The sequence below is a fragment of the Streptomyces sp. NPDC005302 genome (assembly GCF_040607345.1).
GTDB lineage: Bacteria > Actinomycetota > Actinomycetes > Streptomycetales > Streptomycetaceae > Streptomyces.
This window is the reverse complement of the sequence record NZ_JBEXGN010000006.1, coordinates 259,404-280,286: the sequence shown is the minus strand read 5'-3', so window position 1 is coordinate 280,286 and position 20,883 is coordinate 259,404. Positions and strand designations below refer to the sequence as shown.

20 protein-coding genes and 2 tRNA genes are annotated in these 20,883 nt (G+C 70.6%); 14 read left to right on the top strand and 8 right to left on the bottom strand.

Annotation, left to right across the window (positions count from 1 at the left end):
• Positions 1-2 precede the first annotated feature (2 nt).
• From ABZT74_RS11950 to ABZT74_RS11935, 4 genes are all read left to right on the top strand, one after another.
• Complete coding sequence (locus ABZT74_RS11950) at positions 3-1,118, top strand: SDR family oxidoreductase (protein ID WP_355864799.1); 1,116 nt, start codon at positions 3-5, stop codon at positions 1,116-1,118.
• A 176-nt stretch (positions 1,119-1,294) separates the two neighbouring features.
• On the top strand, positions 1,295-1,756 hold the full coding sequence (locus tag ABZT74_RS11945; RefSeq protein WP_355864796.1) for a molybdenum cofactor biosynthesis protein MoaE: 462 nt from the start codon (positions 1,295-1,297) through the stop codon (positions 1,754-1,756).
• A gap of 128 nt (positions 1,757-1,884) precedes the next feature.
• Positions 1,885-2,070, top strand: a complete 186-nt coding sequence (locus tag ABZT74_RS11940) for a hypothetical protein (protein ID WP_355864793.1) — start codon at positions 1,885-1,887, stop codon at positions 2,068-2,070.
• Between the two features lie 108 nt (positions 2,071-2,178).
• On the top strand, positions 2,179-3,276 hold the full coding sequence (locus ABZT74_RS11935; protein ID WP_356166516.1) for a PDZ domain-containing protein: 1,098 nt from the start codon (positions 2,179-2,181) through the stop codon (positions 3,274-3,276).
• Between the two features lie 87 nt (positions 3,277-3,363).
• Here ABZT74_RS11935 and ABZT74_RS11930 read toward each other — a convergent pair whose 3' ends face one another.
• Positions 3,364-3,906, bottom strand: coding sequence for a PPA1309 family protein (locus ABZT74_RS11930; RefSeq protein WP_355864787.1), 543 nt, complete (start codon positions 3,904-3,906; stop codon positions 3,364-3,366).
• 164 nt (positions 3,907-4,070) lie between these two features.
• Here ABZT74_RS11930 and ABZT74_RS11925 point away from each other — a divergent pair, with 164 nt between their 5' ends.
• The 4 genes from ABZT74_RS11925 (at position 4,071) to ABZT74_RS11910 (ending at position 9,537) form a co-directional block, all read left to right on the top strand.
• A complete protein-coding gene (locus ABZT74_RS11925) occupies positions 4,071-7,037 on the top strand; it encodes a UPF0182 family protein (protein WP_356166875.1) in 2,967 nt (988 codons plus the stop codon).
• Positions 7,038-7,088: 51 nt separating this feature from the next.
• Positions 7,089-7,162: transfer RNA gene (locus ABZT74_RS11920), tRNA-Met, on the top strand.
• Positions 7,163-7,391: 229 nt separating this feature from the next.
• On the top strand, positions 7,392-9,242 hold the full coding sequence (locus tag ABZT74_RS11915) for a tetratricopeptide repeat protein (RefSeq protein ID WP_355864784.1): 1,851 nt from the start codon (positions 7,392-7,394) through the stop codon (positions 9,240-9,242).
• Between the two features lie 221 nt (positions 9,243-9,463).
• Positions 9,464-9,537, top strand: a tRNA-Met gene (locus ABZT74_RS11910).
• 168 nt (positions 9,538-9,705) lie between these two features.
• Here ABZT74_RS11910 and ABZT74_RS11905 read toward each other — a convergent pair.
• The gene (locus ABZT74_RS11905; RefSeq protein WP_081219317.1) at positions 9,706-10,122 is read right to left on the bottom strand and encodes a Fur family transcriptional regulator; all 417 of its coding nucleotides are present in this window, start codon (positions 10,120-10,122) and stop codon (positions 9,706-9,708) included.
• Between the two features lie 143 nt (positions 10,123-10,265).
• On the opposite strand from ABZT74_RS11905, the gene ABZT74_RS11900 reads away from it, so the two are divergent.
• On the top strand, positions 10,266-11,717 hold the full coding sequence (locus ABZT74_RS11900; protein WP_356434329.1) for a catalase: 1,452 nt from the start codon (positions 10,266-10,268) through the stop codon (positions 11,715-11,717).
• Positions 11,718-11,829: 112 nt separating this feature from the next.
• Here the strand turns inward: ABZT74_RS11900 and ABZT74_RS11895 are convergent, their stop codons facing one another.
• On the bottom strand, positions 11,830-12,222 hold the full coding sequence (locus ABZT74_RS11895; RefSeq protein ID WP_355864779.1) for a CBS domain-containing protein: 393 nt from the start codon (positions 12,220-12,222) through the stop codon (positions 11,830-11,832).
• Between the two features lie 325 nt (positions 12,223-12,547).
• Positions 12,548-13,348: a histidinol-phosphatase gene (gene hisN, locus ABZT74_RS11890; protein WP_355864776.1), complete on the bottom strand. Its 801-nt coding sequence runs from the start codon at positions 13,346-13,348 to the stop codon at positions 12,548-12,550.
• A 234-nt stretch (positions 13,349-13,582) separates the two neighbouring features.
• Here hisN and ABZT74_RS11885 point away from each other — a divergent pair, with 234 nt between their 5' ends.
• Positions 13,583-14,191 (top strand): TetR/AcrR family transcriptional regulator, encoded by a 609-nt coding sequence (locus ABZT74_RS11885; RefSeq protein ID WP_355864773.1) that lies wholly within the window; start codon positions 13,583-13,585, stop codon positions 14,189-14,191.
• 31 nt (positions 14,192-14,222) lie between these two features.
• On the opposite strand, the gene ABZT74_RS11880 is transcribed toward ABZT74_RS11885, so the two are convergent.
• From ABZT74_RS11880 to ABZT74_RS11865, 4 genes are all read right to left on the bottom strand, one after another.
• Positions 14,223-14,546: a multidrug efflux SMR transporter gene (locus ABZT74_RS11880; protein WP_355864770.1), complete on the bottom strand. Its 324-nt coding sequence runs from the start codon at positions 14,544-14,546 to the stop codon at positions 14,223-14,225.
• Positions 14,547-14,670: 124 nt separating this feature from the next.
• Entirely contained in the window at positions 14,671-15,684 is a 1,014-nt protein-coding gene (gene rsgA / locus ABZT74_RS11875) for a ribosome small subunit-dependent GTPase A (RefSeq protein WP_355864767.1), read from the bottom strand.
• A gap of 16 nt (positions 15,685-15,700) precedes the next feature.
• The gene (gene aroA, locus ABZT74_RS11870) at positions 15,701-17,041 is read right to left on the bottom strand and encodes a 3-phosphoshikimate 1-carboxyvinyltransferase (protein ID WP_356434325.1); all 1,341 of its coding nucleotides are present in this window, start codon (positions 17,039-17,041) and stop codon (positions 15,701-15,703) included.
• 168 nt (positions 17,042-17,209) lie between these two features.
• Complete coding sequence (locus ABZT74_RS11865; RefSeq protein ID WP_356166524.1) at positions 17,210-17,941, bottom strand: M50 family metallopeptidase; 732 nt, start codon at positions 17,939-17,941, stop codon at positions 17,210-17,212.
• A gap of 50 nt (positions 17,942-17,991) precedes the next feature.
• Between ABZT74_RS11865 and ABZT74_RS11860 the strand changes: the two genes are divergently transcribed.
• From ABZT74_RS11860 to rsrA, 4 genes are all read left to right on the top strand, one after another.
• Positions 17,992-18,807 (top strand): SOS response-associated peptidase, encoded by an 816-nt coding sequence (locus tag ABZT74_RS11860; protein ID WP_356166526.1) that lies wholly within the window; start codon positions 17,992-17,994, stop codon positions 18,805-18,807.
• Position 18,808: 1 nt separating this feature from the next.
• Positions 18,809-19,453 carry an alpha/beta family hydrolase gene (locus ABZT74_RS11855; RefSeq protein WP_356434322.1) on the top strand — a complete coding sequence of 215 codons (645 nt, stop codon included), beginning with the start codon at positions 18,809-18,811 and terminating at the stop codon, positions 19,451-19,453.
• Between the two features lie 299 nt (positions 19,454-19,752).
• Entirely contained in the window at positions 19,753-20,445 is a 693-nt protein-coding gene (gene sigR, locus ABZT74_RS11850; protein ID WP_355864752.1) for an RNA polymerase sigma factor SigR, read from the top strand.
• The gene (rsrA, locus tag ABZT74_RS11845; protein WP_355864749.1) at positions 20,442-20,744 is read left to right on the top strand and encodes a mycothiol system anti-sigma-R factor; all 303 of its coding nucleotides are present in this window, start codon (positions 20,442-20,444) and stop codon (positions 20,742-20,744) included. The genes sigR and rsrA overlap by 4 nt, the downstream gene beginning before the upstream one ends.
• Positions 20,745-20,883: the final 139 nt, after the last annotated feature.

The window sequence follows — 20,883 nt, the reverse complement described above, 5'->3', positions numbered from 1 at the left end:
CGGTGAGTTCCCCAGATCCACAGGTTCGCGCAGCGCGAAACCGCTCAACCAGCCCGGCCGCACGCGGCCCCGTCGTCGCGGTCACCGGTGCCGCGGCGGGTGTGGGCGCCATGCTCACGGAACGGCTGGCCGCCAGCGAGGAGATCAAGCAGGTCGTCGCCATCGACGAGCGGCGCGGCGAGTGCGCCGACGCCCAGTGGCACATCCTGGACGTCCGGGACCCGGCGATCGCCGAGAAGCTGCGCGGCGCGGACGTCGTGGTGCACCTGGCGCTCGACCTCGACCTGGAGACGGACGCGGCGGCCCGGACGGCCTACAACGTCCGGGGGACGCAGACCGTGCTCACCGCCGCCGCGGCGGCCGGTGTCCACCGTGTCGTCCTGTGCACGTCGGCGATGGTCTACGGGGCGCTGCCCGACAACGAACTGCCGCTCGCCGAGGACGCCGAACTGCGGGCGACCGCCGAGGCCACGGGCGTCGGAGACCTCCTGGAGATCGAGCGGCTCGCCCGTCGCGCGCCCCGGGCGCACCCCGGTCTGAACGTGACGGTCGTACGGCCCGGCGTGCTGGTCGGCGGCGGTACCGACACCGCGCTGACCAGGTACTTCGAGTCGCCGCGACTGCTGGTCGTGGCGGGGTCGCGGCCCGCCTGGCAGTTCTGCCACGTCGAGGACCTGTGCAGTGCCCTGGAGTACGCGGTCGTCGAGAAGGTGGAGGGCGAGCTGGCCGTCGGGTGCGACGGCTGGCTGGAGCAGGAGGAGGTGGAGGAGCTGAGCGGGATCCGGCGGATGGAGCTGCCGTCCGCGGTCGCGCTGGGCGCCGCCGCCCGGCTCCACCGGATCGGCCTCACCCCTTCGCCCGCGGGCGACCTGGCCTACACGATGTACCCCTGGGTGGTGAGCGGGAGCCGGCTGCACGACGCCGGGTGGCGGCCCCGGTGGACCAACGAGGAGGTCCTCGCCGAGCTGCTGGAGGAGGTCGCCGGGCGGCACACCGTGGCCGGGCGGCGACTGGGCCGCAAGGACGCCACGGCGGCGGGCGCGGCGGGCGCGACGGTGGCGCTGCTCGGCGCGGCGGCTGTCGTCCGCCGCGCGCGAAAGGCCCGACGCCGGATGTGAGCCCGGGCGTGTCGCGGCCTTCTGGCTCCCTCCGGAAGGCCTGCGCACACACTGCGTGCCGTCTGTGCGGTGCCCGTCCGGTAGGTCCGGTCTGTAGGAGGCTCCAACCCGGCACGCGCGCGTGCCGGGTGAAAGGTCTATTCCGCCCTGTCGGCGGGGTGCGGCACGATGGAGTCATGGCACCTACCAATGACCATCCCGGCGAGCAGGGCGCGCAGGATCCGATCCGGCTGCTGGCGATCCGTGACGAGCCGCTCTCCCTGGACGAGGTCTTCCGCGCCGTCGGGGACGACGCCGCCGGGGGGACCGCGCTCTTCGTGGGAACGGTGCGCAACCACGACGGCGGTGCCGACGTGGACTCCCTCGGGTACTCCGGTCACCCCAGCGCCGAGGCGGAGATGCGGCGGGTCGCCGAGAAGGTCGTCGCCGACTACCCGGTGCGGGCGCTGGCCGCCGTTCACCGGGTGGGCGATCTGCGGGTCGGGGACCTCGCGGTCGTCGTCGCCGTGGCGTGTCCGCACCGGAGCGAGGCGTTCGAGGCCTGCCGCAAGCTCATCGACGACCTCAAGCACGAGGTACCGATCTGGAAGCACCAGACGTTCTCCGACGGGTCGCAGGAATGGGTCGGCGCCTGCTGATCGACACCTCCGGTCGCATGACGGGTCCTCCGGTTGCGTAACCGGGGCCCTGCCGTGAGCGTTAACCGTGCGGATGGTTAATCTGCTGATCAGTCAGTTGCGGTCGCTCATGGGGTTGGGAGGTCGACATGGCGGCGCTCGCCTGGTTGCTGATTCCGCTTATGGCTGCGATCGGTGCCGGAGTGTGGGGCGTTTGGGCCGGCCGGAATCGCAAGGCCGCGGGAGACGGCGTCGAGCTCGCTGGATACACGCGCTTCCGTGAGGCCATGGAGCGGTCGGACGTCGAGGCGAAGGCACCCTCCGACGTGCTCTGAGAGCCCCGGTCCGCCGGGGCCTCGGCGGCTCGGTGAGCGGATCCCGGCGGCACTCCGTACGGGCGGCCCCGACGGTGCGCCGACAGGTGTGTCCCGTACTGTCGTTCCATGCCACGCCGCACCGCGACGATGCTCGCCTCCACTCTGATCCTGATCGCGCTCCTGTGCGCGGGAGTGTTCATCAAAGTGCCCTACGCGGAGATGTCACCGGGTCCCACGGTGAACACGCTGGGCGACCACGACGGCGAGCCGGTGCTGCAGATCTCCGGGCGAAAGACGTACCCGACGACCGGTCACCTGAACATGACCACGGTCCGGGTGACGAGCGCCGACTACAACATGAACCTCGTCGAGGCCGTCTACGGCTGGCTGGCCCACGACAACAAGGTCGTGCCGCACGACACCCTCTACCCGGACGGCAAGACCGAGCAGCAGTCGACGCAGGAGAACGCCGAGGAGTTCAGCCAGTCGCAGGAGAGCGCCAAGGTGGCCGCGCTCAACGAGCTGGGCATCCCGGTGAAGTCCTGGGTGATCGTCGCGACCGTCCTCAAGGGCTCCCCGGCCGAGGGCCGGCTGCACGCCGGTGACGTCATCAAGTCCGTCGACGGCACCGTGGTGAAGGCGCCCGACGACGTCGCCAAGCTGGTCACCAAGCACAAGCCCGGTGACAAGGTGGTGTTCACGATCGTGCCGGCCAAGGAGCAGGCGGCCGCCGAGAAGGAGCACACGACGGCGACCACGACCAAGAACGTGACGATCACCACGACCCACTCCGATGACAAGGGCGGTGACCGTGCCATCGTCGGGATCTCGGCCGGGACCGACCACACGTACCCCTTCACCATCGACATCAAGCTCGCCGACGTCGGGGGCCCGAGCGCCGGTCTGATGTTCGCGCTCGGCATCGTGGACAAGCTCACCCCGGGGAACCTCACCGGCGGCAAGTTCGTGGCAGGCACCGGGACCATCGAGGACGACGGCAAGGTCGGACCCATCGGCGGCATCGAGTTGAAGACCGTCGGCGCGCGCGACAAGGGCGCCAAGTACTTCCTGACGCCGAAGGACAACTGCGCCGCCGCGGCCAAGGACACCCCGAGCGGGCTCACGCTCGTCAAGGTCGGCACCATCGACGACGCGATGAACGCCCTGAAGGACATCAGCGCGGGCCGGACCTCCGACCTGCCGAAGTGCACCACCAAGGGCTGACGGACACCGCCCGCCGCACAGCAGCACTCCGACGAGAGGGGGCGCCCGGAAACTTCCGGGCGCCCCCTCTCGTCGTCGGTCCGCGGGTCAGTCGGCGAACGTCGTCGACAGCGCGTCCGCGAGGCCGGGCACGAGACCCGCGCCCGTGAGGACCTCCGTCGACGCGTCCTTCTCGCGTAGCCGCAGGGCGGAGTCGCGGGTTCCGTCACGCAGTACGCCGACCGTCATCCGGACCTCCTGGCGGTCCGGGTGCGCGGCGACCCACTGGGTGAGCTTCTTGCCGCTGAGGCCTTCCGGGACGGACGCCTCGGCGGACGGCGGCAGCATCAGCCGCTCCACGGTGAGCGCGCAGCCCACCACGGCGTCGGGCCAGGCGATGGTGCCGAGGAACTCGTCCAGCGGCTTGCCGGCAGGGATCTCGTCCTGCTCGATGGGGGTCAGACCGGCGGTCGCCTGCTCGTCCTCCAGGCCGAGCTGCCGGGCGAGGCCGGGTTCCTGGGTCCGCAGCCGTGCGGTGTCTACGAGGGCGAAGAGGCGGGCGGGCTGGTCCCAGCCGAGGCCGGAGGCGTACTCGTCGATCTCGAGTACGGCCCGGGTGAGGGGGCTCGCTGCCATGGGAGTGTTGGACATGGTCACAATCCTGCCTCGTTCGTACCCGGAAACGGGAACCGAGTAAAGCGTGAGTAAGTTGCATAGATGAGGCTCCTCGATCACGGAGCCTTACGGACGGCTCTCCAAGTCGGGGGGCCTGACGGATCAACAGCGACTTCGAGGTGCGCACCTTGGCTTTCCAGATGCCGGACCGCGGCGGAGGCCCGACGGGGCCACGGATGAGAGTGGGCCGGCCGTCCCGGCGTGTCCGGACCCTGCTCATGACACTGGGCGTACTGGCCGTTCTGGCCATGGCCTTCGTCATGTTCGCGGGGTTCTGGACGGACTGGCTCTGGTACAGATCGGTTCACTACTCGTCGGTCTTCACCACCACCCTGTGGACCAAGATCGGGCTCTTCTTCGTCTTCGGCCTGCTCATGGCGGCCGCGGTCGGCTTCAACATCTGGCTGGCGCACCGGCTGCGCCCGCCGCTGAGCGCCATGTCGATGGAGCAACAGAGCCTCGACCGCTACCGCATGGGCATCGCGCCCTACAAGCGGTGGCTGCTGGTCGGCATCGTCTCCGTGGTGGGGCTGATCGCCGGCGCGTCCGCCTCGGGCCAGTGGCGCACGTGGCTGATGTGGGTGAACGGAGTGCCCTTCCACCAGAAGGACCCCCAGTTCCACCTCGACGTGTCGTTCTACGCCTTCGACCTGCCCTGGTACCGCTTCCTGCTCGGCTTCGGCTTCGCCGCCGCCGTGCTCTCCCTGATCGCCGCCGCGCTCACGCACTACCTGTACGGCGGCCTGCGGGTCACCAGCCCGGGCGCGCGTGCCACGGCCGCGGCGACGGGGCATCTCTCGGTGCTCCTCGGCATCTTCGTGGCCCTGAAGGCGGTCGCCTACTGGCTCGACCGGTACGGCCTCGCGGTGAAGTCCAGTGACTTCAAGGCGACGGGCAACTGGACGGGCCTGCGGTACGTCGACGCCAACGCCTATCTGCCGGCCAAGACGATCCTGTTCTGCATCGCCGTCATCTGCGCGCTGCTCTTCTTCGCCACCCTGTGGCGGCGCACCTGGCAGCTGCCCGTCATCGGCTTCGGCCTGATGGTGCTGTCGGCGATCCTCATCGGCGGGCTGTACCCGGCGATCGTGCAGAAGTTCCAGGTCCAGCCGAACGAGCAGGCCAAGGAAGCGCCGTACGTCGAGAAGAACCTCAAGGCGACCCGCGAGGCGTACGGGATCGACGGCACCGACGTGAAGGACTACCCGGGGTCGAGCGACACCAAGGACAAGGCCAAGCTCCGGGACGACGCCGACACGGCGGCCAGCATCCGGCTCATGGACCCGAACGTCGTGTCGCCCACGTTCCAGCAGCTCCAGCAGGTGCGGAACTACTACGGCTTCCCGTCGAACCTGGACGTCGACCGGTACAGCAAGGACGGCAAGGACCAGGACACCGTCATCGGTCTCCGCGAGCTGAACCTCGCGGGCATCCCGAAGAACAACTGGATCAACGACCACTTCCGTTACACCCACGGATACGGTGTCGTCGCGGCCAAGGGCACTACGGCCGACAGCGAGGGCCGGCCGGTCTTCACCGAGTACAACCTGCCGTCGAGGGGTGACCTCGGCGAGTACCAGCAGCAGGTCTACTACGGCGAGAAGACCACGCAGTACTCGATCGTCGGCGGTCCCCAGAAGGAGATCGACTACTCCGACGACAGCGGTGAGAAGACCACCAGCTACAAGGGCAAGAGCGGCATCAGCCTCTCCAGCCCGGTCAACCGCGCCGCGTACGCGGTGGCGTTCGGCGAGCCGCAGATCCTCTACTCGGGCGCGATCGGCGAGGGTTCCCGGATCCTCTACAACCGCACGCCCAAGGAGCGCGTGGAGGCGGTGGCTCCCTGGCTGACCATCGACGGCGACGCCTATCCGGCCGTCGTCAACCACAAGATCCAGTGGATCGTCGACGCGTACACCACCACCAACGGCTATCCGTACGCCTCCCGCACCACCCTCGGCGACACCACGGCGGACTCGCTGACGGCGGCCAACAACCAGCGGGCGGTGGTGGCCCAGCAGAACCAGGTCAACTACATCCGCAACTCGGTGAAGGCGACCGTCGACGCGTACACCGGCGAGGTCAAGCTCTACCAGTGGGACACCAAGGATCCGGTCCTGAAGACCTGGATGAAGGCGTTCCCGGACACGGTGAAGTCGAAGCAGTCGATCTCGCCGGACCTGATGGCCCATCTGCGGTACCCGCAGGACCTGTTCAAGGTCCAGCGTGAACTGCTCACCCGCTACCACGTGAAGGACGCGCAGACGTTCCTCAGCGGCAGCGAGGTGTGGCAGGTCCCGGACGATCCGAGCAACAACTCGGGCAGCGCGGTGCCGCCGTACTACCTCAGCATGAAGCTGCCGGGGGAGTCGTCACAGGCGTTCTCGCTCACGACGACGATGACGCCGAACGGCCGGGACAACCTCGCCGCGTTCATGTCCGTCGACGCCGAGGCGGGCACACCGGACTACGGCAAGATCAACATCCTGAAACTGCCGACGGGCAAAACCGTCGACGGGCCTAAACGGGTGCAGAGCCAGTTCAACTCCGAACCGTCCATCGCCGAGTCCATCAGCCTCCTCGAACGCGGCGACTCCAAGGTGGAGTACGGCAACCTCCTGACGGTGCCCCTCGACGGCGGCCTCCTCTACGTGGAACCCGTGTACGTCCGCGGCGGCGATCTCAAGTACCCGCTGCTGCGCAAGGTGTTGGTCACCTACGGAGGCAGCACGGCCTTCGAGAGCACGCTGGACCAGGCGCTCAACAAGGTCTTCGGGGCCGAGAGTTCGACCCAGCCACCACCGGACGAGAACACCACGAAACCGCCGACGTCGAGCAACCCGACCGTGCAGGCCGCTCTGGACGACGCCCAGAAGGCCTTCGACCAGGGCCAGGAAGCCCTCAAGAAGGGCGACTGGCAGGCGTACGGGGAGGCGCAGAAGGATCTGCAGGACGCGCTGAAGAAGGCCGAGGACGCCCAGAACAAGGCGGACAAGGCCGGCAGCGGCGGCTCCGGTGCCGACAAGGGCACGGACAAGAGCGGCGACAAGAAGAGCAGTCCGAGCAGCAGCCCCAGCAGCAGTCCGAGCAGCGACAAGAGCTCCTGAAGTAGCTGGTCAGGGCCCATCCCGCGCCGTGGTACGGTTGCAACACAACGGCGCGGGGTGGAGCAGCTCGGTAGCTCGCTGGGCTCATAACCCAGAGGTCGCAGGTTCAAATCCTGTCCCCGCTACTGAAGTCGAAGGCCCGGATCCAGTTCATGGATCCGGGCCTTCGGCGTGTGTGACGCCACGCCGGGGCGCACCCGGTGACCTGCCGACTCCCAGGAAGTCCTGCGCCATACGTGGGGAGTTGAGGGATCTGTGTTTCACTTGTCTCTCTGTGGGCATGTCGACAAAACGCTGAAGTGACCTCACTGGCTGCGGTATACCAGGTGTACCCAGGTTGCAGGTGGTGCGACGATGGACGTTATGGGGGACAAGGCAACTCTGTTGGATACAGGGCGGTTTGCGCAGCCTGCCGACTTTGAGCAGCCTGCGGATCTCACGCAGCCTTCCGACCGGGACGAAACCGGCCAGGCTGCCGAGGAGGCGCGCCAGTGGTCGGCGGCCGAGGCCGGCGACGTCGAGGCGATGAGCGTCCTCGGGGCCACGCTGCTGCGCCGGGGCGATCTCGACGCGGCCGAGCCGCAGTTGCGCGCGGCCACCGCGGCGGGCGACCGGGCCGCGGCCAACAACCTGGGTGTCCTCCTCTACCAGCGCGGGTACGCCGACGAGGCCGCCGGATGGTGGCGGATCGCCGCCGTCGCGGGCAGCGCCGCCGCGGCGCACGCGCTCGGCCGCCACCACCGCGAACGCGGTGACGAGCCGGCCGCCGAGTACTGGCTGCGCCAGTCCGCGGAACAGGGTCACGCCTTGGGGGCGTACGCGCTCGCCGACCTGCTGGAGCACCGCGGCGACGTGGGCGCCGAGCATTGGCTGCGGTCCGCCGCGGAGCGCGGGCACCGCGAGGCCGCCTACCGGCTGGCACGCTCGCTCGACCGCAAGGCCCTGGAATCGGGCAAGGCCGTGGCGGACAACGGTGTCATCGGCGCCGCGGGCGAGGACGCCGAGCAGTGGTACCGGCAGGCCGCGGCGCGCGGGCACCGGCGGGCCGCTCTGCATCTCGGGGCCATCCTGGAGAAGCGGGGCCATCTCAAGGAGGCCGGGCGCTGGTACCTGACGTCCGCGAAGGACGGCGAGGCGCGGGCCGCCTGTGCCCTCGGATTCCTGCTGCGCGACGCCGGGGACACCGAGAGCGCCGCCGTGTGGTGGCTGCGGGCCGCCCAGGACGGCGACGGGAACGCCGCCAACGCGCTGGGCGCCCTGCACGCCGAGCGCGGGGAGACCCAGACCGCCGAGCGCTGGTACCGCGCCGCGATGGACGCGGGTGACGTGAACGGCGCGTACAACCTCGCGCTGCTCTGCGTGGAGCAGGGCCGGACCGCGCAGGCCGAGCAGTGGTACCGCAGGGCCGCCTACGCCGGTCACCGCGAGGCGGCGAACGCGCTGGCGATCCTGCTGCTGCAGGTCGGTGACGCGGCCGGGGCCGAGCCCTGGTTCTCCAAGGCCGCCGAGGCCGGCAGCGTGGACGCCGCCTTCAACCTCGGCATCCTGCACGCCGGACGCGCGACCGACAGCGACGACGCCGCCGCCCTGCGGTGGTACGAGCGGGCGGCCGCCGCGGGACACACGGAGGCCGCGCTCCAGGTCGCCATCGCGCGGCTGCGGGAGGGCGACGAGCGGGCGGCCGAGCGGCACCTGCGCTGCGCGGCGGGAGGGGGCAGCGCCGAGGCCGCGTACCGGCTCGCCGCCGTGCTCGACGCCCGTCGGCCGCCTGAGCCCGCACACGAACTGGGCGAGCCCGCGCAGGAGAAGAGCGAGTGCGAGGAGTGGTACGAGCGAGCGGCGTCCCAGGGTCACCGGCGCGCGCAGGTGCGGGTCGGGATGCTGGCCGCGGCGCGGGGCGACGTCGTGGAGGCGGCCCGCTGGTACCGCGAGGCCGCCGAGGCGGGCTCGCGCAACGGCGCCTTCAACCTCGGCCTGCTGCTGGCCCGTGAGGGCAGCGAGCCGGAGGCGGCACTCTGGTGGACGCGGGCGGCCGACGCCGGCCACGGACGGGCGGCGCTCCGGCTGGCCCTGGTGTACGCGCGCCGCGGGGAACTCGCGGAGGGCCAGCGCTGGGCCGACCGCGCGGTGTCCCTGGGCCCGGCGGAGGTCGCCGAGCGCGCGGCCCGGCTGCGGGACGCGCTGCGGGAGGAACTGTCCGCGTGAGCGGCGGTGCCCGAGGCGTCTCCGCAGGGTCCCGCCGCAGGCTCGGAGATCGGGTTGCCGCGGCGCCGTAGGGGTCTCTCCTGTGCCGCAGGGACCTGGTCCCGGGGGCGTGCATCCGCCCTCCGACTGGCCTCATTCCCTTGCGGCGCCCGGCCCCCGTTGTCCTCCGGACAACTGATTTGCGCTGGTCCGCAGCGGTGACGTACTGTTCAGTTCATCGACGCGGGGTGGAGCAGCTCGGTAGCTCGCTGGGCTCATAACCCAGAGGTCGCAGGTTCAAATCCTGTCCCCGCTACTGAAGGCCGAGGGCCGGAATCCGAAAGGGTTCCGGCCCTCGGTGTTTTCGCGATCCCTACCACTTTCCCCGGAGCCGGCGGTCTGGCCCGTCTGTGGCCGAAGGACAGCCGAAAGCCCCGGCGCGCCTGGCGTGCCGGGGCTTTCCTGTGGCTCTGTGTGGGCCGCGTTACGCCGCCGCGCAGTTCGGGCAGACGCCGCGGTACGTCATCTCGACGCCCGAGACCGTGAAGCCGAAGCGCTCGGTGTCCGGAAGGTCGCCGAGCGGGTCGCCGCTCGGGTGGACGTCACGGATCGCGCCGCACTGGGCGCAGACCAGGTGGTGGTGCGGCCGGTGCGCGTTCGGGTCGTACCGCTTCGCGCGCTTGTCGGTGGCGACCTCCAGCACCTCGCCCAGGGAGACCAGCTCGCCCAGCGTGTTGTAGACGGTCGCCCGGGAGATCTCGGGCAGCTTGGCCACGGCCCGGGCGTGCACCTCGTCGGCCGTCAGATGGACGTGGTCGCCGTCGAGCACCTCGGCCACGACACGCCGCTGCGATGTCATCCGCCAGCCGCGTCCGCGCAGTCGTTCCAACAGGTCACTCATACAGATCAGCGTAACAGCAGGTGAACCAGATCCCGAATGGGTGTGACTTTGGAAGAAGGTTTGACTTAGACAATGTCTATCGTAGGATCAAGTTCGAGATTGGCCAGGGAGTCGAACTGGCCTGGGTGACGCTGGAGGCGCGCATGACGCAAGGACCGCTGACGACGGAGGCCGGAGCGCCGGTCGCCGACAACCAGAACAGTGAGACCGCGGGCGTCGGCGGGCCCGTGCTCGTCCAGGACCAGCTTCTGCTGGAGAAGCTCGCGCACTTCAACCGTGAGCGGATTCCGGAGCGCGTCGTCCACGCACGCGGCGCGGGTGCGTACGGCACGTTCACGCTGACCCGTGACGTCTCGCGGTGGACGCGGGCGGCGTTCCTCTCCGAGGTGGGCAAGCGGACCGAGACGTTCCTGCGTTTCTCGACGGTGGCCGGGAACCTCGGCTCGGCGGACGCCGCGCGTGACCCCCGCGGCTTCGCGCTGAAGTTCTACACCGAGGAGGGCAACTACGACCTCGTCGGCAACAACACCCCGGTGTTCTTCATCAAGGACGCCATCAAGTTCCCGGACTTCATCCACACGCAGAAGCGGGACCCGTACACGGGCTCGCAGGAGGCCGACAACGTGTGGGACTTCTGGGGCCTGAGCCCGGAGAGCACCCACCAGGTGACCTGGCTCTTCGGCGACCGCGGCATCCCCGCCTCCTACCGCCACCTGAACGGCTACGGCTCGCACACGTACCAGTGGAACAACGCGGCCGGCGAGGTCTTCTGGGTCAAGTACCACTTCAAGACCGACCAGGGCGTCAGGAACCTCACCACCGAGGAGGCCGTCCGCCTGTCCGGCGTCGACCCCGACTCCCATCAGCGCGACCTGCGCGAGGCCATCGAGCGCGGTGACTTCCCGTCCTGGACCGTGCAGGTGCAGATCATGCCCGCGGCCGAGGCGGCGACGTACCGCTTCAACCCGTTCGACCTCACCAAGGTGTGGCCGCACGAGGACTACCCGCCCGTCGAGATCGGCAGGCTGGAGCTGAACCGCAACCCGGAGAACGTGTTCGCGGAGGTCGAGCAGAGCATCTTCTCGCCGGCCCACTTCGTGCCGGGCATCGGGCCCTCGCCCGACAAGATGCTCCAGGGACGGCTGTTCGCGTACGGGGACGCGCACCGCTACCGCGTCGGGATCAACGCCGGCCACCTGCCGGTGAACCGCCCGCACGCCACCGAGGCGCGTACCCACGCGCGCGACGGAGCAATGTACGACGGCCGTCACAACGGGGCGAAGAACTACGAGCCGAACAGCTTCGGCGGACCCGTCCAGACGGACCTGCCGCCGTGGCGGCCCGTCCCGGTCGACGGGCACACCGGGAACAGCGCGGCCCCGGTCCACGCCGAGGACGACGACTTCGTGCAGGCGGGCGACCTCTACCGGCTGATGTCCGAGGACGGGAAGGGGCGACTGATCGAGAACCTGGCGGGCTTCATCGCCAAGGTCTCCCGTGACGACATCGCCGAGCGCGCGGTGCGCAACTTCCGCCTGGCGGACGGTGACTTCGGCAAGCGGCTGGACGCCGCGGTCCAGGCCCTCCGCGGCTGACGGCCGTCCCCTGCCGAGGGTGGCGGGCCGGAGCTCGGGGTGACCCCGGGGCTCCGGCCCGCTCGTTCTCCGGAACGTACGTGCTGACGCGGTCGCACGTGCCGTAGTCGGGTCAGGCGGGGATCTGCTGACGTGCCGGAGCCCAGCAGCGGATGATGTCGCGGACCGAGACGATGCCGACCGGTCCGCCGCCGTCGAGCACGATCAGATGCCGGAAGCCGCCGTGTGCCATCGCGGAGGCGGCCTCCTCCAGCGTCCAGCCGGAAGCGGCGAAGACGACGTCGGTGGTGGTGTGGGTGCAGGCGGTCTCGGTGTCGGGATTCTGGCCCAGGGCGAGTGAGTTGAGGATGTCGCGCTCGGTGAGGATGCCGAGGCCTGAGGAGTCCTCGTCGAGGACCACCGCCGCCCCGACGCGGCGCGCCGACATCAGTCGGGCCGCCTGGCGGAGCGTGTGGGTCGGGCCGATGGTGAGGACCACCGTGCTCATGGCGTCGCGGACGAGCATGGGCTGGAGCCACCTCCTTGGTGAACCGCCGACCTCCCGGTGTGGCACTGGAGAAACGGTTCACAAGTTCACAAGTGGGGGAGCTCTCAGAGTCGCAGTTAAAGGGAGGGTCAACAAGAGGGCGCGTGCGGTGAGTTCGGGGGCGCCCGAGGAGTACTCAGCAGTCCCGGGCCGACCGGAGCTGCTCAGGAGTCGCGCCGGGTACCTCTTGCCGGGGTAAAGAGCCGCCGGGCGAGGCCGAGCCCGGTGAGTGGCCGGGGCCATCCACCGGGCGCCGTGTCGACTGCCGCTCGGCGCGGCCTCGTCGGCGACCGCCCGACCGGGGTCAGTAGCGCTGGTTGAGGTACCCGAGCATCTCGTCGTGCAGAATCCCGTTCGACGCCGCCGCGTTGCCGCTGTGCGGGCCGGGACGGCCGTCGAGTCCGGTGAACGAGCCGCCCGCCTCGGTCACCACGATCGCGTTCGCCGCCATGTCCCAGAGCGACAGCTCCGGTTCGGCGCAGATGTCCACGGCGCCCTCGGCGACCATCATGTACGGCCAGAAGTCGCCGTAGCCGCGGGTGCGCCACACGGCCTTCGTGAGGTCGAGGAAACCGTCGAGACGGCCCTGGTCCTCCCAGCCGGACAGCGAGGAGTACGCGAACGAGGCGTCGGACATCCGGGACACGTCGGAGACCCGCAGCCGGCTCGCGGAGGACAGGCTGCGGCCGGTGTAGGCGCCGTGGCCCTTCGCCGCCCACCACCGGCGGCCGAGCGCGGGCGCGGAGACAAGGCCGACGACGGGCTGGAAGCCGCCCTCGCCCGCCTCCATCAGGGAGATCAGCGTCGCCCAGACGGGGACGCCGCGGACGTAGTTCTTGGTGCCGTCGATCGGGTCCACGACCCAGCGGCGCGGGCCCGTGCCCTCGACGCCGTACTCCTCGCCGAGGACCGCGTCGCGCGGCCTGGCCCGCTGGAGATGACCGCGGATGATCTCCTCGGCGGCCTTGTCCGCCTCGCTCACCGGCGTCATGTCCGGCTTGGTCTCGACCTTCAGGTCGAGCGCCTTGAACCGGTCCATCGTCGCGGCGTCGGCGGCGTCCGCGAGGACATGGGCGAGCCGCAGGTCATCGAGATAGTCGGGCATGACCGAACCGTATCTGTCCGTGTCGGGACGGGGCTACAGGGGACCGGGGATGATCGGGACCGCGCCGACCGCTCCCGCCGTCGTGACGGCGGGGGTTCGTGCTCGGGCCCAGGCGCGCGGTCGGATGCGCGCGCCCTCCGGGTGCGCTGCGAACCCCGGGAGCCGCCGCGCACCCTTGACAGTGCCTCCTCGCGCGTCAAATCTGGCTGCAGAGCCGCTCGCCCCAGGGAGGCGATGATGCCCGCAGCGCGAGAATCCCTCTTGGACGCCGCCTATACGGCGCTGGCGCGCAGAGCGTGGTCGGCGGTGCGGATGGTCGACGTGGCCGCCGTGGCGGGGGTGTCACGCCAGACGCTCTACAACGAGTTCGGGAGCAAGGACGGCCTCGCGCGCGCTCTCGTACGCCGGGAGGCAGACGCCTACCTCGCCGGGGTCGATCGGGCACTCGCCACCCACACGGACGCCCGGGACCGGCTGGTCGCGGCCGTCGAGTGGACCGCCTCGGCGGCGCGCAGCAACGCGCTGGTGCGGGCGATGCTCACCGGCTGCTGGGGCGAACGGCTGCCCTCGCCCGGCCTGTCCGCCGTACCGTCCGCGTCCGTGGTGCCCGCGCAGCGGCGGGCGGACGGGCCGTTGCCCTCGCCCGCGGACTTCGTGGCTCTGGTGAGGGACCGGGCCGTCGCCACCCTCGGCGTCTCCCGGGCGGACGCCGCCGAGGTCACGCGGTCGTGCGAACTCGTCGTCCGGCTCGGGCTGTCGTGCGTGATCGCGCCGCCCGTCGAGGGCGGGGCCACGGACCTGGTGAAGGCCGCCCTGGCGCCGTCGCACCGTTACGGGGTCTGAAGCGCGCCCCCGGGACCGTCCGCTCCGGGCCTCACTGGGCCGAGCCCGACAGCTGGAGGCCGATGACGCCCATGATGACGAAGCTGATCGAGACGATCTTGAGGGTCGAGACGAGGTCGTCGAGGAAGATCATGCCGTAGATGGCGGTGCCCGCCGCGCCGATCCCCGTCCACACCGCGTACGCCGGCCCCACGTCGAGCTTCTTCAGGGACAGCGTCAGCAGACCGAAGCTGCCGAGGGCGAAGACGCAGAAGGCCACGGTGGGCCAGAGTCTGGTGAAGCCGTGCGAGAGCTTCAGACAGACGGCGAAGCCGGTTTCGAGCAGTCCCGCCACAACGACCAGCAGCCACGCCATCTCGTGTCCTCCCTCGTCCGCACGTCGACTGCTTCGGCTGGCCCGGATCCGGCTCGGTGCGATTATGCATTCAACGGCCGGGAGAAGCCCTTACCGACCACGGACCCACGCAAACACGCCGACGTCAGTCGCCCTCGTGGCGCTCCCGTGTGGCGAGCAGCCGGCGCAGCGAGTACAGCCGCTGCGGATCCGCGTGACCGTCCGCCACCCACTGGTCGAGCGCGCACTCCGGCTCGTCGTGGCTGCACGCGCGCGGACAGCCCTCGGTGCCGGGTTCGAGGTCGGGGAAGGCGTGGATGACCCGGGACGGGTCGACGTGGTTCAGGCCGAAGGACCGGACGCCGGGAGTGTCGACGAGCCACCCGCCCGCCTTGCCCGCCAGCGGCAGGGCCAGCGCTGAGGTGGTGGTGTGCCGGCCGCGGCCGGTGACCGCGTTGACGTGTCCGGTCGTCCGGCGCTGCTCCGGCGGCACCAGCGCGTTCACCAGGGTCGTCTTGCCGACGCCCGAATGGCCGACGAACGCCGTGATCCTGCCGACCAGTTGTTCCCGCACCAGATCGGCTGCGGCCTCGCTCCGCAGCTCCTCACGGCTGGTCACCACGTACGGGATGTCCAGCGCGCCGTACAGCTCCAGGAACTTGTCCGGCGGGGCGAGGTCCGACTTCGTCAGGACGAGGAGCGGGGTGAGGCCGCCGTCGAAGGCCGCCACCAGACAGCGGTCGATCAGCCGGGGCCGCGGCTCGGGGTCGGCGAGGGCGGTGACGATGGCGAGCTGGTCGGCGTTGGCGACGACGACGCGCTCGAACGGATCGTCGTCGTCGGCCGTGCGGCGCAGCACGGAGGTGCGCGGCTCGATGCGGACGATGCGGGCGAGCGTGTCCTTCTCGCCGGACAGGTCGCCGACGATGGCCACCCGGTCGCCGACGACGGCGGCCTTGCGGCCCAGTTCGCGCGCCTTCATCGCCATCACGACCCGGTCGTCGACCAGGCAGGTCAGCCGGCCGCGGTCGACCGTGAGGACCATGCCCTCGACGGCCTCCTCGTGCTTGGGGCGGATGTTCGTACGGGGACGGTTGCCCTTGCGGTTCGGCCGCTGGCGGATGTCGTCCTCGTCGGTGTTCTTGTTGTAACGGCGCATGATCCAGGTCCGCCCGTCAGTTCCCGAGCATTCCGGTCCACAGGTCGGGGAAGTCCGGCAGGGTCTTCGCGGTCGTCGCCACGTTCTCGATCTGGACGCCTTCCACCGCCAGCCCGAGGATCGCGCCGGCCGTCGCCATGCGGTGGTCGTCGTACGTGTGGAAGACACCGCCGTGCAGCCGGCGCGGCCGGATGTGCAGACCGTCGGCGGTCTCGGTGACGTCGCCGCCGAGTTCGTTGATCTCCTTGGTGAGCGCGGCCAGCCGGTCCGTCTCGTGCAGCCGCAGATGGGCCACGCCCCGCAGGGTGGAGGGGGAGTCGGCGAGCGCCGCGACCGCCGCGATGCCCGGGGTCAGCTCACCGACCTCGCCGAGGTCCACGTCGATGCCGTGGACGGCACCCGAACCGGTGAACTCCAGCCCGCCCTCGGTGAGTTCGCAGGAACCGCCCATCTCGGTGAAGATCTCCCGCAGCCGGTCACCGGGCTGGGTGGTGTGGGCCGGCCAGTCGGGCACGACGACCGTGCCGCCGGTCACGAGGGCCGCCGCGAGGAACGGCTGGGCGTTCGACAGGTCGGGCTCGACGATCAGGTCGCGGCCGAGCAGCGCGCCCGGGGTCACCCGCCACACGTTCGGCTCGCCGCCCGACTCCGGGGTGTCCACCTGGGCGCCGACCGCGCGCAGCATGTCCACGGTCATCCGGATGTGCGGCATGGAGGGGAGCGTCGAGCCGGTGTGCCGGACCTCGACGCCCTGGTTGAAGCGGGGCGCCGAGAGCAGCAGGGCGGACACGAACTGGGAGGACGACGAGGCGTCGATCTCCACCGGGCCGCCGTCCAGGGAACCCTGGCCGTGCACGGTCAGCGGCAGCGCGCCGCGGTCGTTGTCGTCGATCCGGGCGCCGAGCAGCCGCAGCGCGTCGATCACTCCGTGCAGCGGACGCTCGTAGGACCGCGGGTCGCCGTCGAACCGGATGGGGCCGTCCGCGAGCGCGGCGACCGGAGGCAGGAAGCGCATGACCGTGCCGGCGTTGCCGACGTCGACCGTGGCCGGGCCGCGCAGACCCGAGGGGATGATCCGCCAGGCCTCGCCGGAGGCGTCCGGGCCCGCCGCGACGGTCGAGCTGGAGGCGACCGTCTCCTCGATGCCCACGCCCATGGCGCGCAGCGCGCCCGCCATCAGCAGGGTGTCGCGGGAACGCAGCGGTCGGCGCAGCCAGCCCGGCTCGGAGGCCAGCGCGGCCAGCACCAGAGCGCGGTTGGTGACCGACTTGGACCCCGGCACGTGGACCGTCGCGTCGACGGCTCCGCTTGCGTACGGGGCGGGCCAGAGGGCGGTGTGGGCGGGGTTCGCGGTCATGCGCTCCACTTTATCGGCTGGAGGCCGGGCCGCCGTTGGTCCGTCACGGCCGGAGACGCCGCCGGACGGGTGCGGGGCACCGCCCTGTGCCCGGGCCACCGCGGACGGCCGCGCCGCAGCTCGGGACCTCTCGGCGCCCGCGGCGGGCCGAGGGGCCGGGCAGCGGGGTCACACCTCCAGCAGCCACCGCGCGCCGCCCAGCAGCGAGCACAGCGACACGGCGTGGAACAGGAACAGCCACAGGCCCGCCGGCACGTGGGTGAGCCGCGACAACTGGTCGGCGTCCGAGTCGCCCGCGTTGCCGCGCATCCGCTTCGCCTGGAGCTCGAAGGCCGGCCGGACACCGCCGAGCAGCAGGAACCACACCACCGCGTAGGCGAACGCCGCCTGTACCTGGGGTCCGGTGAGCCAGGAGACCAACACGAACGTTCCGCCGGCGACGATCACGGTCAGCGCTCCGTACGCGTTGCGGATCATCACCAGCATGGCTATCAGCAGGGCCGTGGCGAGCCACAGCAGCAGGGTGATGTGGCCCGCGGCGAGGAGGGCCGCGCCGCCGAGGCCGAGCAGCGGGGGAGCGGTGTAGCCCGCCGCGGCGGTCAGGATCATGCCGAGGCCGGTCGGCTTGCCGCGGCTCACGGTCAGCCCGCTGGTGTCGGAGTGCAGCCGGATGCCGCTCAGGCTGCGGCCGGTGAGCAGCGCGACCAGACCGTGGCCGCCCTCGTGCGCGATGGTGACGGCGTTGCGGGAGAGGCGCCACACCCCGTGCGGGACGACCGCCGCGAGGGCCGCGACCAGAGTGGCGATCACCACCCACAGATCGGGGTCGGGCTGGCTGCCGAAGACCTCGTCCCACAGCGAGCTCAGGGAGGCCAGCGAGGTGGATGCGGTGCTGTCCATGGTGGGCGGGGGCTCCCTCTCGTGACGCGGAGTCTGGCAGTCTGGCACGTATGTGCGGACGGTATGCGGCGAGTCGTCGACCCGAGGATCTCGCAGGAATCTTTGAGATCGAGAAGTGGGACGTCGAGGAGACTCTGGCTCCTGACTACAACGTGGCCCCGACGAAGGAGGTCTACGCCGTCCTCGACCGTCCTGTTAAGGACGCGGACAGCCCGAGGCCGGTTCGCCAGCTGCGCAAGCTCAAGTGGGGGCTCGTCCCGTCCTGGGCCAAGACGCCCGAGGGCGGCGCCCGGATGATCAACGCGCGCGCGGAGACGGTGCACGAGAAGCCCTCGTACCGCAGGGCCTTCACCTCGCGGCGCTGCATCATCCCGGCTGACGGCTACTACGAGTGGGTCACCGGCACCGCCGAGCGCGACCTGGAGGTCGAGGGCAAGAAGAAGCGGCCGCGCAAACAGCCGTACTTCGTGACCCCGGCGGACGGCTCGGTCTTCGCGATGGCCGGGCTCTACGAGTTCTGGCGGGACCGGACCCTGCCGGACGAGCACCCGCTGGCCTGGTGGGTGACCTGCTCGGTGATCACGACCGAGGCGGAGACCACACCGCTCGCCGTGGCCCCCGACGCGGGCCCGCGGGCGCTCGCCGACATCCACCCCCGGATGCCCCTGATGCTCACCCCCGACCTCTGGGACAGCTGGCTCGACCCGGCCGGCACGGACCCGGACGCCCTGCGTGACCTGCTCGCCCCGCCGCCCACCGGGCTGATGCGCGCGTTCCCCGTCTCCACGGCGGTCAGCAACGTCCGCAACAACGGACCGGAGCTGCTCAAGGAGCTGGAGGGGCCCGAGGAGGGCACACTCTTCTGACGTGACCGAGATCAACAGCGTGAGCGAGACGATCGAGACGGACGCCGGCCAGGCCCGCGTCACCTGGCACCCTGCGTCGGACCCGCGGCTCGTCCTCGCCGTGAGCCACGGCGCGGGCGGTGGCATCGAGGCCAGGGACCTCCGGGCGCTCGCCGAGGTGCTCCCCGGACACGGAGTGAGCGTCGCCCTCGTCGAACAGCCCTGGCGGGTGGCCGGAAAGAAGCTGGCGCCCGCGCCGAAGACGCTGGACGTCGGCTGGCGCGGGGTGTGGCCCACGCTGGCGGAACCGGGGCTGCCGGTGATCTCCGGCGGCCGCAGCGCGGGCGCCCGCGTCGCCTGCCGCACCGCGTCCGAGCTCGGAGCCGCCGCCGTCCTCGCGCTCGGATTCCCGCTGCACCCGCCGGGCAGGCCGGAGAAGTCGCGGGCGGAGGAACTGCTCGGCGCCGGGGTGCCCACGCTCGTCGTCCAGGGCGGCAACGACCCGTTCGGCAGACCCCGGGAGTTCCCGGACGGCTCGTACGAGCTGGTCGAGGTGGAGTACGCGGACCACGGCTTCGCCGTACCGAAAAGGGCGGCGCTCGGTCAGGAGGAGGCGCTGAAGATCGTCACTGACGGTGTCGTGCGGTGGTCCGCGTCACTCGGGTGAGGCCCGGGAATGTTGCGTGACAGGCCACTGTTGTGCGGATCAGACAGCACGGAGCGCGTGCTGGACCGTTCGTACGAGAGGAAGTCCGCCGCATGGGTTCGACCTTCTGCCCGAGCCGCAGCAGCCGCGCTGACCTGGACTGGACGGTGCTGCGCGCGGGTAAGAACACTCCGGTTCGGACACCGGGCGGCCAGGATGTACGTCCCTCCCCGGCGGCTGGGCAAGCCGCCCCGACCGAAGGTCGTCTATTCTCCGATTCCAGTGGGACCGGTCTCGGTCCCGCTACATCGCTGGAGGAGGTGGGTCCGGTCACTGGGACCGACGCAGGGACCGAAAACGGCCAGGCGGAGCAGCCCGAGGGCCAGGGCACGAGCGACGCGACGGCGGAATCGTCCGCCGAGCGCACCGCGCGCTTCGAGCGGGACGCGCTCGAATTCCTCGACCAGATGTACTCGGCCGCCCTGCGCATGACGCGCAACCCGGCCGACGCCGAGGACCTGGTGCAGGAGACGTACGCCAAGGCGTACGCGTCCTTCCACCAGTTCCGTGAGGGCACCAACCTCAAGGCGTGGCTGTACCGCATTCTCACGAACACCTTCATCAACTCGTACCGCAAGAAGCAGCGCGAACCCCAGCGCAGTGCGGCCGAGGAGATCGAGGACTGGCAGCTGGCGCGTGCCGAGTCGCACATGTCGACGGGACTGCGCTCCGCGGAGTCGCAGGCGCTCGACCACCTGCCCGACTCGGACGTCAAGGAAGCGCTGCAGGCGATTCCCGAGGAATTCCGCATCGCCGTGTATCTCGCGGACGTAGAGGGCTTTGCGTACAAGGAGATCGCGGACATCATGGGGACACCCATCGGAACGGTGATGTCCCGGCTGCACCGGGGCCGTCGCCAACTGCGCGGCATGCTGGAGGACTACGCCCGTGACCGCGGGCTGGTCCCCGCGGGCGCCGGAGAGTCGAACGAAGCGAAAGGCTCGGGCTCATGAGCTGCGGAGAGCCGCACGAGACGGATTGCAGTGAGGTACTCGATCATCTCTACGAGTTCCTCGATCATGAGATGCCGGACGCGGACTGCACCAAGTTCGAGGTCCACTTCGAGGAGTGCTCCCCGTGCCTCGAGAAGTACGGCCTCGAACAAGCCGTCAAGAAGCTGGTGAAGCGGTGCTGCGGTCATGACGACGTGCCCACCGATCTGCGGGCCAAGGTCATGGGACGCATCGACCTCATCCGCTCGGGGCAGGCCGTGCCCGACCACGACGTGACCGCGAGCGCCACGGAGTCCTGACCTCCGCGCGACCGGCTCGGACACCGAAAGACCGTCCGTCCGTCACCCGAACGTGCTAATCCGCGGGCTCCCGGCCCGCGGATTCGTGCATACCCGTCCACGTGCCGCTTTCCCCGTCCTAGGCTCCGGAGCCTGAGAC